This is a genomic window from Enterococcus silesiacus, from assembly GCF_001886225.1.
Classification (GTDB): Bacteria; Bacillota; Bacilli; order Lactobacillales; family Enterococcaceae; genus Enterococcus_L; species Enterococcus_L silesiacus.
The window spans coordinates 82,003-95,693 of the sequence record NZ_JXLC01000010.1; the positions used below are offsets into that span (position 1 = coordinate 82,003).

The 13,691-nt window shown below is 36.8% G+C and carries 13 protein-coding genes; 7 read left to right on the forward strand and 6 right to left on the reverse strand.

The features are described 5' to 3' along the window. Nucleotides 1-83: 83 nt before the first annotated feature. The 4 genes from RV15_RS08645 to RV15_RS08660 are packed head-to-tail and all read right to left on the reverse strand — an operon-like array spanning nt 84 to nt 3,520. Entirely contained in the window at nt 84-752 is a 669-nt protein-coding gene (locus RV15_RS08645; protein ID WP_071877658.1) for an ABC transporter permease, read from the reverse strand. Continuing rightward, complete coding sequence (locus RV15_RS08650) at nt 752-1,684, reverse strand: osmoprotectant ABC transporter substrate-binding protein (protein ID WP_071877659.1); 933 nt, start codon at nt 1,682-1,684, stop codon at nt 752-754. The genes RV15_RS08645 and RV15_RS08650 overlap by 1 nt, the downstream gene beginning before the upstream one ends. Nucleotides 1,685-1,686: 2 nt before the next feature. Beyond that, entirely contained in the window at nt 1,687-2,322 is a 636-nt protein-coding gene (locus RV15_RS08655; RefSeq protein ID WP_071877660.1) for an ABC transporter permease, read from the reverse strand. Between the two features lie 4 nt (nt 2,323-2,326). Beyond that, a complete protein-coding gene (locus tag RV15_RS08660) occupies nt 2,327-3,520 on the reverse strand; it encodes a betaine/proline/choline family ABC transporter ATP-binding protein (protein ID WP_245791291.1) in 1,194 nt (397 codons plus the stop codon). A gap of 302 nt (nt 3,521-3,822) precedes the next feature. Between RV15_RS08660 and RV15_RS08665 the strand changes: the two genes are divergently transcribed. The 6 genes from RV15_RS08665 (at nt 3,823) to RV15_RS08690 (ending at nt 9,910) form a co-directional block, all read left to right on the forward strand. Then, nucleotides 3,823-5,811: a glycosyltransferase family 2 protein gene (locus RV15_RS08665; RefSeq protein ID WP_071877662.1), complete on the forward strand. Its 1,989-nt coding sequence runs from the start codon at nt 3,823-3,825 to the stop codon at nt 5,809-5,811. A gap of 42 nt (nt 5,812-5,853) precedes the next feature. After that, complete coding sequence (locus RV15_RS08670) at nt 5,854-6,519, forward strand: hypothetical protein (protein ID WP_245791293.1); 666 nt, start codon at nt 5,854-5,856, stop codon at nt 6,517-6,519. A 39-nt stretch (nt 6,520-6,558) separates the two neighbouring features. Then, nucleotides 6,559-7,119, forward strand: a complete 561-nt coding sequence (locus RV15_RS08675; protein ID WP_071877664.1) for a hypothetical protein — start codon at nt 6,559-6,561, stop codon at nt 7,117-7,119. A gap of 221 nt (nt 7,120-7,340) precedes the next feature. Further along, entirely contained in the window at nt 7,341-7,658 is a 318-nt protein-coding gene (locus RV15_RS08680; RefSeq protein WP_071877665.1) for a PadR family transcriptional regulator, read from the forward strand. Between the two features lie 8 nt (nt 7,659-7,666). Beyond that, nucleotides 7,667-9,214: a DUF4097 family beta strand repeat-containing protein gene (locus tag RV15_RS08685; RefSeq protein ID WP_245791295.1), complete on the forward strand. Its 1,548-nt coding sequence runs from the start codon at nt 7,667-7,669 to the stop codon at nt 9,212-9,214. Nucleotides 9,215-9,397: 183 nt separating this feature from the next. Beyond that, a complete protein-coding gene (locus RV15_RS08690) occupies nt 9,398-9,910 on the forward strand; it encodes a hypothetical protein (RefSeq protein ID WP_071877667.1) in 513 nt (170 codons plus the stop codon). 866 nt (nt 9,911-10,776) lie between these two features. Here RV15_RS08690 and RV15_RS08700 read toward each other — a convergent pair. After that, the gene (locus RV15_RS08700) at nt 10,777-11,667 is read right to left on the reverse strand and encodes a VOC family protein (protein ID WP_071877669.1); all 891 of its coding nucleotides are present in this window, start codon (nt 11,665-11,667) and stop codon (nt 10,777-10,779) included. A 163-nt stretch (nt 11,668-11,830) separates the two neighbouring features. Here RV15_RS08700 and queA point away from each other — a divergent pair, with 163 nt between their 5' ends. Continuing rightward, the gene (gene queA, locus RV15_RS08705; protein WP_071877670.1) at nt 11,831-12,862 is read left to right on the forward strand and encodes a tRNA preQ1(34) S-adenosylmethionine ribosyltransferase-isomerase QueA; all 1,032 of its coding nucleotides are present in this window, start codon (nt 11,831-11,833) and stop codon (nt 12,860-12,862) included. A 140-nt stretch (nt 12,863-13,002) separates the two neighbouring features. Here the strand turns inward: queA and spxA are convergent, their stop codons facing one another. Further along, nucleotides 13,003-13,401 (reverse strand): transcriptional regulator SpxA, encoded by a 399-nt coding sequence (gene spxA, locus RV15_RS08710; RefSeq protein ID WP_025873200.1) that lies wholly within the window; start codon nt 13,399-13,401, stop codon nt 13,003-13,005. Nucleotides 13,402-13,691 lie beyond the last annotated feature (290 nt).

Sequence of the window (13,691 nt, forward strand, 5' to 3'; positions counted from 1 at the left end):
TAGATAATCTTGATAGAGAATGAAAAGTGTTCTCTATCAAGATTCCTAATTTTCTCTAAGGCTAAACGTTTTGTTCCGCTTTTCTATGAATGTTTACTAGCCGGATCTAATCGACGTTCGATCATGCCTAATACCCAGTCTGTAATGATGGCCATTAAAGCCGTTGGCAATGCCCCGACAAGGATGATGGCTGTACCGTCTGTTGCATTGGTTCCGCGAATAATGATATCGCCAAGACCACCGGCACCAACGAAAGCACCGATAGCGGTGATTCCAATCGCTACAACTAAAGCATTACGGATACCTGCCATGATCACGGATACGGAAAGCGGCAATTCCACCATGTAAAGGCGTTGCCATTTCGTCATGCCCATTCCTTTACCGACATCTAAAATATTTTTATCTACCTGAATCATTCCAGTATAGGTATTCTTAATGATTGGTAAAAGCGAGTAGAGAAATACTGTTACGATAACAGTATTTACCCCAAGTCCAAGACCAAGCATTAAGATCGAAAGCATGGCAAGGGAAGGAACTGTTTGGATCAAGTTTGCGATACTCACGACCCAGCCAGCCATTTTTCTTCTGCGAGCTATGAAAATGCCAATTGGAATGCCGATGATTGCCGCAAATAATACACCGTAAATGGAAATTAGAAAATGTCGAACAAATTGACTTAACACATAACTGCCGTTTTGCTCAAAATAATAGAAAAACTGCTGCAGTAAATTCATATCTTGTAAATTCTGCATTATTTCCCACCTCCTTCAGATTCGAAGAAATGGTGTTCTTTTAAGAAATTATCAGCAACTGTTTCAGGTTCCATTAAATCGTTGTCTGCTTGATAATTTAGTTTTTGCATGGTTTCTGTTGAAATTTTTCCTGATAGTTTACCAAGGACATCATTCAATTCAGGATGTTTTTTTAAGAGTTCGTCCGTTGCAACTGCACAGGCATCATACGGCGGGAAGAAGTGAAGATCATCTTCTAAAATAACCAGATCATAACTGCCGATTCGGCCATCTGTTGAATACCCTAAAACAACATCCATCTTATTAGCCGCAACAGCATCATAAACTAAACCGATCTGCATCGGGAAGACACGTTTAAAGTCAAAGCCATAAGTTTCAGTAAACCCTTTATAGCCGTCACCTTTACGGTCAATCCAAGAAGTATCCACACCTGCGGTCAATTGATCACCAACTTTTTTTAGATCACTGATGGTTTTTAAATTATATTTTTTAGCAGTTTCTTGTGTGACCATAAAGGCATACGTATTGGCAAATCCGTAAGAGTTAAACCATTTTTGCTGAAATCTTTTCTGAAATTCTGATTGTACAACATCAAAGGCTTTTTTTGGTTCCTTGATCGGTTCTAGATTCAACGTAGTGGTCAAATCAGTCCCAGTATAGCGGGCAGCCGAAATTTGCGCATCACCATTCATCATTGCTTGATGGTTGATTGTGGTCGTTGCTAAGTTGTTGATAATCGTAGTTTTTTCATCAGTATAATGCTCGATCATTCCAGCGACTAAACTTGCTAATATCTGCGCTTCAGAGGTAATTCCTCCGGTAATAGAAATGGTCGAGTCATCAGAGTTAGAAGCTAGTCCAGGCAAAGAACAGCCTGACAATAATAAGATGCTACAAAATGTGATGAGGAACAATTTTAATTTTTGTTTCATGCTTATTCCGCCTCCCTTAATGCTTTAGGCGTTAATTTTTTCTCCAACAGCCCAAGTAATAAGTCTGCTGCTAAAGCCAAAATAGTAACAGGGATCGTTCCAGCAAAAATTAAATCTGGCTGATAATTGTTTAACCCACTAAAGATAAAGTCGCCAAGTCCGCCGGCACCAATATAAGAGGCCAACGTTGCCCAAGCAATAACATAGACTGCTGCTAGTCGAATCCCAGCCATGATCGTTGGCATTGCAATAGGCAATTCTACCATGAAAATCGACTGGACATTAGTCATCCCCATTCCTTTGGCAGCATCTTTATAATCAGGACTAACTTCTTTGATCCCAATATACGTATTTCGTAAAATAGGTAACAATGAGTAGATAAACAATGCGATGATTGCTGGAATTTTTCCAACACCAAAAATTGGAATCATCAACGCAAGTAATGCCAGAGAAGGAACGGTTTGTAACGCACTAGTTAAACCAATGACAATGGCCGCTGTTCGTTTGGTTCTTGTCAATAAAATACCGATCGGGACGGCAAACAAAATCCCTAAAATGAGTGCTACACCAGAGATAAAAATATGTTCTCCGATTTTAGTAACAAGTTCATTTCCTCTTTCTAAAAGAAACTGATTCATTTTCTTACACCTCCGCTTGAGGTTTTGGGGCGTCAGTTGTTTCTGGTTCACTTGAAGCAGGAGTCGCCTCTTCTGTTTCTTCTTCACCCCAGATAACATCGTAAACGATATCTACTAAAGAAGCCCGCGTTAAAATACCAACGACTTTTTGTTGGTCGTCCACAACTGGCACGTATTTTAAACCGCGTTTCAAAATTCGTTGTAAGGTATCACGTAATAAAGAAGATTTTTTTACAAAGAATACTTTTGGATTCATGATATCACTAACACTGGTTGCAGCTTTTCTACGGCGATCCAGCGTTTCGACATCGATAAAGCCTTTTAAGACACCTGTTCCATCAACAACTAGCAATGTATCAACACGTTTTTCTCTCATTAATTTGATTGCTTCAGATAGTGATTTTTCCGGTGTGATCGTAATTGCGTTGTTTAGCATCACTTCACCAACCGTAGTAATATCTGGTTTGGCTTGAATCAAGCGGTCTTCTCCAATCAATTCTTCAACAAACTCATTCACTGGGTGACGTAAAATATTATCGGGTGTATCAAACTGAATGACTTTTCCTTCACTCATGATAGCAATTCGGTTGGCTAATTTTAATGCTTCGTCCATGTCATGTGTAACGAAAACAATCGTTTTCCCTAAACGTTCTTGCAAATCTTTCACTAAATCTTGTAAAGAGTCTCTTGTAATCGGATCAAGCGCTCCGAACGGTTCATCCATCAAAATAATATCTTGATTTGCTGCAAGTGCTCGAACAACACCGATTCGTTGTTGTTGTCCACCGGAAAGCTCATTTGGATAACGATCCAGCATTTCTCTAGGTAATTCAACTAGATCAATCATTTTTTCAGCAATTTTATTCCGTTCGTCTAGATCAACTTTTAATAGCTTTGGTACAAGTACGATATTTTCTCTGATTGTCATGTGCGGCATCAAGCCAATACTTTGAATGACATAACCAATTTTCCGGCGTAATTCGACCGGATTGATTGTTTGAATGTCCTCACCATTGATTAAGATTTTTCCTTTTGATGGATCAGTCATTCGATTGATCATTCGCATAGAGGTTGTTTTACCGCTACCACTGGTTCCGATAAAGCAGACAAATTCACCTTTATCAAAAGACAGATTGATGTCATCTACAGCGATTTTACCGCCTTTGTAAATTTTTGAAACATGTTGAAATTCGATCAACTTTCTCACCCCAAATTCTTTTTTCTGTGTCTCATTTTCTAACTGACGTCAGTGTTTCCTACTAAATGTTTCTACTACTAGTATGCTACAAAACAGCGATTTCGACAAATCAGATGTTTTTTTTGTTTTTTAAGGTCAAAAATAATGAAGGAATAGTGACATTTTAATACTAAATATAATGAAAAAGTCAGAGAAGATTTTTTGAACAACTATTATTCTATTGACAATAGCTGGAAACCTTAGTATATTGTTGATTAGCTTCTACTATTTTATGAATAATAGAGAGTGAAAAGGAGAGCGTAATGGAAAAATTTGGGTTAGGTTACTTGGTATTTAGTTTAAGTTATTTGTTTGTGTTTTATCTTATTTCGAAAAAAAAGGAAGATTATCGGAAATTTGTACTAACTGGTTTTGTGATGATCCAGTTTGTTTACTTAGTATGGCGATTTTTTTATACGATTCCTACTGGAAATGTTACCGAGCTGATTGCAGGAAGTCTATTGTATTTGGCAGAGTTTATGGGATTTATTCAGGCCTTTACTTTGGTTGTCTTGTTTTGGAAACCATATAAACGAACTGAAAAATCATTGGCTGAATTAAAAGAATTACCCACAGTCGATATTTTAATCGCTACATATAATGAAAATATTGAGATCTTAGAAAGAACTGTTGTTGGGTGTTTATCGATTGATTATCCCAAAGAATTACTGAATATTTATCTTTGTGATGATGGGGACCGCTCGATGGTGCGAAAGTTAGCTGAAAAACATCATGTAAAAGTTATTGCCCGTCCGACACATGAGCATGCTAAAGCAGGTAATCTGAACTATGCTTTAACGAAAACGAATGGAGAAATCATCGTAACGCAAGATGCCGATATGGTACCTAAGCGAGAATTTCTGGAACGGACGTTGGGCTATTTTGCAGAAGAAAAGGTAGGGTTTATTCAAACACCTCAGACATTTTTTAATTCAGATATCTTTCAGCATAATCTATATTTAGACAGTGAGATCAATAACGAACAAGACTTTTTTATGCGTAGCTTAGAAGAGGGTAAAGATCAATTCAATGCGGTTCTTTATGTAGGAAGCAATGCATTGTTCAAGCGTAAGGCACTGGATTCGATTGGCGGATTTACAACAGGAGTGATCACAGAGGATATGGCTACAGGATTACTGTTGCAAAACAACGGCTGGCAAGGCGTGTTCGTCAATGAAGCCCTTGCTTCAGGTCTGTCACCAGAAACATTAGCAGATTATGTCAAACAGCGGGATCGCTGGGGACGAGGCAATGTGCAAGTTGCCAAAAAGTATACGTTGAAGAAGTTGAAGAATTTAACGTTTATTCAAAAATGGTTTTATCTGGATGGTGTGATGTATTGGTATTCTGGCATGTATAAATTGATTTATTTACTGTGCCCTTTTCTATATTTGGTTTTTAATATTTCAAGCTTGAAGACTACGCTACCACATCTAGTAGTTTTCTGGTTACCGGCATTTCTATCGGGGAGTTTGATGTATAAGTCCGTTGCTAGAAAAAAATACAATTCATTTATCAGTAATATTTATGAATTAGTTACTGCGCCGCAAGTTTCCTGGGCCGTTTGGAAAGAGACACTATTTAGTCCTAAAAAAAATAAAAAATTTCATGTAACGATCAAAGGAATTCAAGGAGAAAAAGGCTATTTTGACTGGCGCAATTGTAAAGTTCAGATCTTATTATTGGCTGCAAATTGTTTTGCCTTGATTTATTATATCGCGCAATTAGATTTTGCTCATCTGCAGTGGTGGAATGTTTTTTCTATCAATATTTATTGGTTGCTCTACAACATTGTCAGTTTGACGGTTGCAGTGTCTGTGGCGTATGAGCGTCCACGTTTACCAATGATTATACCGGTCGACTATGACGGAAAGCTGGTCAAAGAAGATCAAGTGATCCCTGTTAGAATTAATTATCTAGGTGAACGAAGTGTGACGATCACAGCTGATCCAAAAGATCCGTTCTTAAGTATATTGTTGAATCAAGAAGAGGGTCTTCTTTCTTTTCAAAAAATAAAAAATGTAAAAATGGTTCGTTCGCGTATAATTAATTTAACTGGAACAGTTGAAATTACGTTCAAGACCCAGAAATTTTCACGTAAGAATCACTATCGTTGGTTAGGTTTGATCTATTCAGACCCAAAATATGGTGTGGGTGATATCCATTCCATTAGAGTTAAGTTTTACACGATTTTCAAGTATATCTTCAAAAATAGAAAAGATGCACAAAAAAATCAACAGTTATTGTCATAAAAGGAGCCAATTAGACGTATGAAAAATAAGAGAATAATTATCATGTTAGCTTTTATAGTTGTTGTTTTTACGGGATGCGCGAAGAACGCTGATCCTAAAGATGTTGCTACAGCTTTCATCAATAATGTAATTTACGAGCGAGATAAAGAAGAAGCAGAAAAATATTTTTATCAATTAGATGCGCCAAGTCAAGCAGATTTGATTCAAGATTTCTCTGAGCTGTTCGATCTTTCAAAAGAGCAAGCGAAAGAATTGGTAACAATCTATCAGGAACAATTGGAAAAAGAAACCAGCTTTTCGGTAAAAATGAAAGACAGTCAAGCAAAAAAGCAAGAAGCAGAAGTAACGGTCACTGGATTGGATCAGACTAATTTCGATCAAATAATTGATCAAAAAACCGATGAAGAACTAGTACAATGGTTAAAGAATAAAGGCTATGAGACGATCAAACAGCTAGAGGATATCGATAAAATTTCTGATGAAAAGCAATTAAACGGGATTTTAAAAGAATTAAATGCATTAACAGACAAAGACCTTAATCAAATTCAGTTTGAAGCACTAAAAAAGACATTTAAAGAATTGAAAGCAGCGAAAGAACCGAGAACAATTCATTTTGAATTAGAGCTAGATAAAAAAGAGAAAAAATATTGGATCATTGTAGACGAGGAAAAACGGTTTAATGAATTGCTAGATGCTTTTCAAGGATAACTAGTAGGAAAGAAATATGTTGATTAAGGAGAAGTTAGAATGAAAAAATTTATAGTATTTTGCATAGCTTTTTTAATGATCGGTATTGGGACAACTCAGACAATAACTACCGCAGATGCGGCATTTTCTAAAGATGAAGCAGTTAGAGAACGTTTTGCCTTAAAAAGAGAACGATTAGCTGAGGTCGTATCAAAAAAAATCGCTCATGTTGAAAACTCAATCAAGAAAAAACTAAAAGACCAAGAAATAAAGAAAGCCCAAAAGCAAAAAGAAGAAAACGAACAAAAAGCCGCCGCAAAGAAAACTGAAGCTGAAGCGACAGCAAGTCAGGCTTCCGCTCAAGCGGCCCAAGCCGCTGAGGCAGCTCAAGCAGTCGCAGCAGAGCAAGCGGCAGTTCAACCACCGGTAGAAACACCAGCACCGCAAATACCAGAAAATGAAGCCACTGCTGACGTTGTTTCAGGAGCTTCAGCTAATGGCCAGGAACGAGGTCAAAGAAATCGTGAGTGGGGCGAGCAATTGGGAGATCCTAATTTGACACCAGAAGAGCGTCAAGGTATCATTCAAGAGAAAAAGAATTACAACCGCAATAACCACTAATAAAAGACTAAACAATATTTTGTTGTAAAGCATAAAGCACTTTGGTGCGTGGCTAATTTTGCGCTCGTTTAAAAACAGTTTTTTACGATTACAGTAAAATAGTCTGTTTGATGAGATGAACTTAGCCATAATTGTTCTTTTCATAGTCGTTTTATTTCAGTGGACATTTATAGAAACAGCGGGTAATTTGTCAATCAAAACTGTGATAAGGGGATTGAGCAATGAGGGCTTCTAGCCAATTTAAAAAAGGTGCTTTAGAAATGTGTGTACTTCATTTTATTGAAAAAGAAGATCGATATGGTTATGAGTTAACACAACGAGTGAATCAGTTTATACCAATTACCGAAGGGGCGCTTTACCCAGTTTTGCGTCGATTAGTTAAAGAATCGTATTGTGTCATTTATACAAAAGAATCGCCTGATGGTCCTTCCAGAAAGTATTACCAAATGACTGATAAAGGGAAAGAATATTTGGAACTTTTAGAGCGTGATTGGGATGAATTCGTTGAACAAGTACGTAAACTGAGGGAGGCAGATTAGTGAACACGATGGAAGAATATTTAAACCGACTAAAGGCTGCTTTTGCTGAAGAGGATATAGAAGATTTTAATGAGTTGAAAGAATACTTATTGGAGCAGTTGGACATTTGTTTGGAAGAAGGACAGACAGAAGCAGACGTCGTTTCTGGGCTTGCGCCACCAGAAGAGGTAGCAGCAGATTATTATGCAGATTTAAGCTTAGATGCTGCAATTAATGCTAAAACCTCTGTTGTTCCCAGAGAAGAAATCAAAGAGGTATTCATTCAATCACAGAAAAAAAGAATGCAAAAGCTTCTAAAAGCAGCGTTTAAAGTATTGAAACCGTTACTGCTTTTGCTACTAGTGGCATCCTTTGCTTTTTTCTTGGCCTATACGGTCAAAGAATTAAATGAAGAACGAAATTTAGCTGGGATTCCAACGATTTTATGTGTCTTATTGCTAGCGATTATTTTGCAAGTCATAAAAGGCTGGGCTTTTGAAAAACGGAAATTAATCAATGGTTTATCACTTGGATTACTGTTAGTAGGGACAATGATGTTATTGTTTTTTTCTGCCACAGGTCAATTAATGTATACAGGCAGACAATATTACAAAGAGATCAGCCTGTCTTCCAACAACCACGCTGCTTTCAGTTTGGATTCAGATGCAGATGTTGAAATCACGACTGTCGAAGTATCTAGTGCAGATAAACCAAGTTTGATGGTCAAAGGTAGATTTAAAGAGAGTGATATCAAGAAAATTGAAGCGGGTCTGTATGATAACAAGGTAAACTTGACATTAGACGAAGAGAATCTTTTTGATACATTCACTCGAACTGGACGTTCAGAAGTGATTTTCTTTATACCAAAAGGAACGATTCTTGACAATTTCCATTTAGGGTTAAGCCGGGGAGATTTGCGGTTACTGGATATTCAAACAAAGAATTTTGACTTAGATTTGATTTCAGGTGATGTCTATGCGAAAAATATTATTGCGGATGAAGGGAATATCAGAAGTGATTATGGTGATGTTATCATAGAAGAATCTGCTATGAACTTAAAAGTCAAAAGCGCCTCTGGAAAAACCGTTATCACTGGGATGTTAGGGGACTTAACAATTGAGGGCAATCAAGGCCTCTCTATTTTAAAATTCTTACGTTCAGATAATGTCGTGTTAAATAATCATTCAGGGCGGATGATTTTAGAAGATTCTGAAACAAAAAAACTTACCGCTACTGCAACAGATGGTCAAGTGATTGTTAAACGAACAAATGGAGATCTTTCATTAGTCAATGAGAGTGGGAAGATTGTCTCAGAAGAAAATAAAGGTATCTTAGCGTTGAAAAATGGTTCCGGTCCAACAATCGCTGTCCAAAGCAGCAAATTAAATGCACGTGTCTCTAGTCAATCAGGATTCATCAAGTGGTTACAAGACCCTAGCCAATCAGTTAAAGTCACTGCAAGTACAGAGACTGGTGAGCTGAAAAATGATTTCTCTGATGTATCAGGGAAGGAAAAGTATAAAATTGACGTAAAATCAAAAACGGGAGATGTCAAAATCTTGAAGAAAGTTGAATAAAATCAGCAGAAGGAACATTTAGACCGATCGTGGTAAATGTTTTGTTGGCTTGAGTTATTCAAAAGGAGAGCTAGGCGAAACGCTACGAGTTTTGTCTAGCTCTCCTTAAAAATGAAGTGACTGAGTAGCGAGAAGGTTGTTGGTTCGCTATTTTGTAGAAAAAAGAGGTTTAAAGGAGAAAAAATGTTTAATAAAAGGAAAATAAAGAAATGGTTTGAGCAGGCTCAGCAAGCTCTGAATGAAAATCAGATGCAGCAAGCGGTATATTTTTTGAAATTGGTCATTGAAACAAGTATAAAAAACGGCGGTATTCAATTAAATGAATGTTTTAGTTCGTTTGTTTTATTGGGAGATATTTATAACGAAGAGCAATGCTTTGAAGAAGCAGATCGACTGTATCGAATGGCTGCAAGCATGGATTTCTCAGCAAAATTTGTTTTACTAAAAAAAGAATTGTTCCATGATGATTCAAATTATGAAGTAGCTAGCAAAAACTGGCTGAAAAAAAATATGATTGATTCTACAGACATTATCCAAGCGAGCGACGGCAAAAACTGGACGTTTCTTATTGAAGAAGGGGAAATCAGTTATTCAGCAAGAGCCTCTTCTAAAGAATCAAATAAGGCAGCATTAGAGGAATTTGATGTGGAGTCTTTATGGACATATGAAGATTGTTTAGATTCACCTAGCATGTAAATAGTACCATTAAAGCAAATAAAATCCAGAGCCTGAAAATCGATGTTTCGACTTTCGCTCTGTTTTTTTGTTTCAATAAGCTACTAAAAAGTTAGAAAATATTGCTGTATTTTCATAATAAAACCAGATAAACAAAAAATTTTCTGACACTTTGTTGACTATGAAATTGTTTTTCTTTAAAATGAGTAGTAGATAGAAACGAATATAATAAAAAAGGCACTTCACAGATCAGTTGGCGCTGATCCATGAAGCCCTGAGAAGTCAGAGAATGCTGACCAATCAAGTTGCCCGTGTCAATGCGTAACATCGACATATTCCATTTTACTCAATTTTTGGAGAAATATCTAGAACTTTCTTTGCCAGAGTTGAAGATGGATAATGAGATGTCTATTTGTTGAACATGCAATGGTGTTGGTGTACTTTGCCAACGCCATTTTTTTATTTTGTTTCTATCTAAGGTAAAGGTTTGTATTTGCTGGTAGCTAAAGATTGAAGCCGACAAGCTTTAGCTATTTAGTAAATAGGAGCTTTGCTGTATTGAAGAGCCAAAGACCTGCAAATACTTGTAGAATCGTTAAAGTGGTAATGTTCTGTTTAGTAAAAAGTAGTCTTTGGTAGTTCAAGGTATATGAACAGGGGTGAGAGTCTAAATAAATTGATGGATTCTAGGTAAGTCAGTTTGTTTTTAGCTTGAGCGCCTGTTTGTATTTTTAGTAGGGAACATTCATCTGTGAACTGCTGAGTAAGAAGAATTAAATGAATTAAATTTTAGACATAGAAAAGCTGAAATAAGCGTGTTGATCCAAGGGCAAACCGCCTTTGATAGTATATCATCACTCTTATTTCAGCTTGTAACTGTTGGGTAGTTATATTTCTTTATAGATATTTGCTTCGATTTCAGAACGCTTATCTTCTAAAAAAGGCGGTAAAGCAAGGTGTTCACCTAAAGAGCTCAGTGGTTCATCTAGCGTAAAACCAGGTGTCAATGTCGCAAACTCAACTCGAATACCTCCAGGTTCTCTGATATAGAGACTTTTAAAGTAACCGCGATGGACGATTTTTTCAATGTTCCATCTTTGCTCTTTTGCTTTTACATAAAGCTCATCTAGCTTTTGTTCATCTTGGACTGAAAGGGCAACGTGATCCATACTTCCTCGACCCATGCGAGTTTTATCTGGTGTCGCAGTCGATAATAGTTGAATATAATCAGTTTCATTGAGTTGAATTTTTCCACGGTTGCTGTTCCAACCTATTAATCGATAAAAGAAGTCAGCTGTTTTTTTAGGGTCAGCAACGTGAAATTCAGTCGATAAAAGTCCCAGGATCTGTTTGTCGCCTGGAATAGAATTGTTCACCTGTAGCTCTTTAGCTAATGGTTCTTGCTCTACTTCAACCAAATGGAGACTTACCTGATCTTTGTCTTTAAAATGAAGACTGTTTTGTTTCTTAGTAAATTTAATTTTGGCATCAGTTAAGCGTTTCTCCCAAAAAAGCAGACTACCTTTAGGGATTTTTAATCCGATCGTACTTAAGAAATCAGCCTTATCATAGCGTTGTGCTAATGAAGGGACCACAAAAAAAGTGATCACAGAACCAGGTGTGCCGGCATAATCGCCATAGTAGTAGTGTAGCATTTTATGATTATCTTGATTGACCGTTTTCTTTACAAAACGCAATCCAAGGATCGTTGTATAAAAAAAGTGATTATCCTTAGCAAATCTTGTTAATAATGAGACATGATGAATCGGTGCGAACATTGAAAGTCCCCCTTTAATTTTATTTTCACTTACTAAAAGTAAGTTTATGCTATAGAAATAAGAAATTCAAGTATTTCGCTTTTAACAAGGGCTTTCTTCATAGCCAGATAGCGTAAAAAATGGTAGAATAGCCAAGACAAATCAAGTGGAGAGAGTGACCAATATGCTTAGTACAGAAGATTTTGATTTTGATTTACCAGAGGAACTGATTGCTCAGACGCCTTTGAAGGATCGGACAAGCTCGCGTCTTTTAGTTTTAGATCGAGAAACAAAAGAAATTGAAGATAAACATTTTCATGAAATCATTGATGAATTAAATGCGGGAGACGCCTTGGTCATGAATGATACACGGGTGCTGCCAGCTCGATTATATGGAGAAAAACCTGAAACTGGCGGACATTTAGAAGTGTTGCTTTTAACAAACACAGAAGGAGACACTTGGGAGACGTTGATTAAACCTGCCAAGCGGGCAAAAGTCGGTACCCAAATCAGTTTTGGTGATGGTCGTTTAACAGCTACTGTTGTTGAGGAACTAGAACATGGCGGACGAATCGTAACGTTTAAATACGAGGGCATCTTCTTAGAAATTTTAGAATCGCTGGGAGAAATGCCTTTACCACCATATATCAAAGAACGTTTAGAAGATCCTGAACGATATCAAACAGTCTATGCAAAAGAAAATGGCTCTGCAGCTGCCCCTACAGCGGGTTTACACTTTACACAGGAACTACTTGGTAAAATCCAGTCAAAGGGCGTGAAGCTTGTTTATTTGACCTTACACGTCGGTTTAGGAACTTTCCGGCCTGTTAGTGTGGATAATATTTCAGAACATGAAATGCATAGTGAGTTTTATCGATTAACAGAAGAAGCGGCGGCTCAACTAAATGACGTTCGCCAAAATGGTGGAAAAATCGTTGCTGTAGGAACAACATCTATTCGTACACTTGAAACGATCGGAACGAAATTTGACGGACAAATCAAAGCAGATAGCGGTTGGACAGACATTTTCATTACACCAGGTTATGAATTTAAAATCGTCCAAGCTTTTTCGACGAATTTTCATTTACCTAAATCAACCTTAGTAATGTTGGTCAGTGCATTTGCTGGGAGAGATTTGACACTTACTGCTTATCAGCATGCAATCGATGAACGCTATCGCTTCTTTAGCTTTGGTGATGCGATGTTTGTAAAATAATTTTAGATAATAAAAAAACTCGTTCTGCCTCTAACCCAAGCGGAGTGAGGGTAAATGTGTTCTAAGACATTTATCCCACTCGTTCAAGTTAGAAGAGAATGAGTTTTTTAGTGATTCTTTTAGATTCGAGGCAGTAACAGTTATAAACCGCTTAAAAGTAATGTTTGAGATAATTCTCTTTTACGAACTGATCTAGGCAGGAAACAGCGAATTTCATCTTCATTAAAACCAATCTGTAATCTTTTTTCATCGATCATAATGGGACGGCGGAGCAATCCTGGATTATCCTTAACCAATTCCAATAAGGCGTGTAAAGGTAATTCATTGATGTCTATATCTAGTTTTTGAAAGACTTTGGAACGAATCGAAATAATATCTTCTGTTCCTTCTTCTGTAAGAATTAATATATTTTTTAGTTCATCTAATGTTATAGGAGTAGTGCCAAAATTCTTTTCTTCAAATGGAATCTCATGATCGATTAGCCATCTCCGCGCTTTTCTACATGATGTGCAACTATTTGTCGTATACAATTTTAACATATTTTTCAATCCTTTCGAAAATATTGGTACATACCTCTTAATAACTATAATATACGAAAAGTAAAAAATTCACAAAATAAATGCTTACAAAATAGCTGTTTATTTCTATCAAAAGGTTGAAATAGCTCGAAATTCACAAAATTTTGTTATTTTTGCTGAACAAAATACAACAATTATCATGAGGTTGAGAAAACTACTTTGTTATGTAAGAATTTAACACCATACGGATATTTTATACGAACGATTACAAGCGCTTTCGGAAAAATGTAAATAGAAAGACAAGTTACTGA

Excerpts from the sequence above, each read along its gene's own strand:
- RV15_RS08645 (WP_071877658.1), bottom strand. The coding sequence starts at position 752 with ATGCAGAATTTACAAGATATGAATTTACTGCAGCAGTTTTTCTATTAT.
- RV15_RS08650 (WP_071877659.1), bottom strand. The coding sequence starts at position 1,684 with ATGAAACAAAAATTAAAATTGTTCCTCATCACATTTTGTAGCATCTTA.
- RV15_RS08655 (WP_071877660.1), bottom strand. The coding sequence starts at position 2,322 with ATGAATCAGTTTCTTTTAGAAAGAGGAAATGAACTTGTTACTAAAATC.
- RV15_RS08665 (WP_071877662.1), top strand. The coding sequence starts at position 3,823 with ATGGAAAAATTTGGGTTAGGTTACTTGGTATTTAGTTTAAGTTATTTG.
- RV15_RS08670 (WP_245791293.1), top strand. The coding sequence starts at position 5,854 with ATGTTAGCTTTTATAGTTGTTGTTTTTACGGGATGCGCGAAGAACGCT.
- RV15_RS08675 (WP_071877664.1), top strand. The coding sequence starts at position 6,559 with ATGAAAAAATTTATAGTATTTTGCATAGCTTTTTTAATGATCGGTATT.
- RV15_RS08680 (WP_071877665.1), top strand. The coding sequence starts at position 7,341 with ATGAGGGCTTCTAGCCAATTTAAAAAAGGTGCTTTAGAAATGTGTGTA.
- RV15_RS08685 (WP_245791295.1), top strand. The coding sequence starts at position 7,667 with ATGGAAGAATATTTAAACCGACTAAAGGCTGCTTTTGCTGAAGAGGAT.
- RV15_RS08690 (WP_071877667.1), top strand. The coding sequence starts at position 9,398 with ATGTTTAATAAAAGGAAAATAAAGAAATGGTTTGAGCAGGCTCAGCAA.
- RV15_RS08700 (WP_071877669.1), bottom strand. The coding sequence starts at position 11,667 with ATGTTCGCACCGATTCATCATGTCTCATTATTAACAAGATTTGCTAAG.
- queA (WP_071877670.1), top strand. The coding sequence starts at position 11,831 with ATGCTTAGTACAGAAGATTTTGATTTTGATTTACCAGAGGAACTGATT.
- spxA (WP_025873200.1), bottom strand. The coding sequence starts at position 13,401 with ATGTTAAAATTGTATACGACAAATAGTTGCACATCATGTAGAAAAGCG.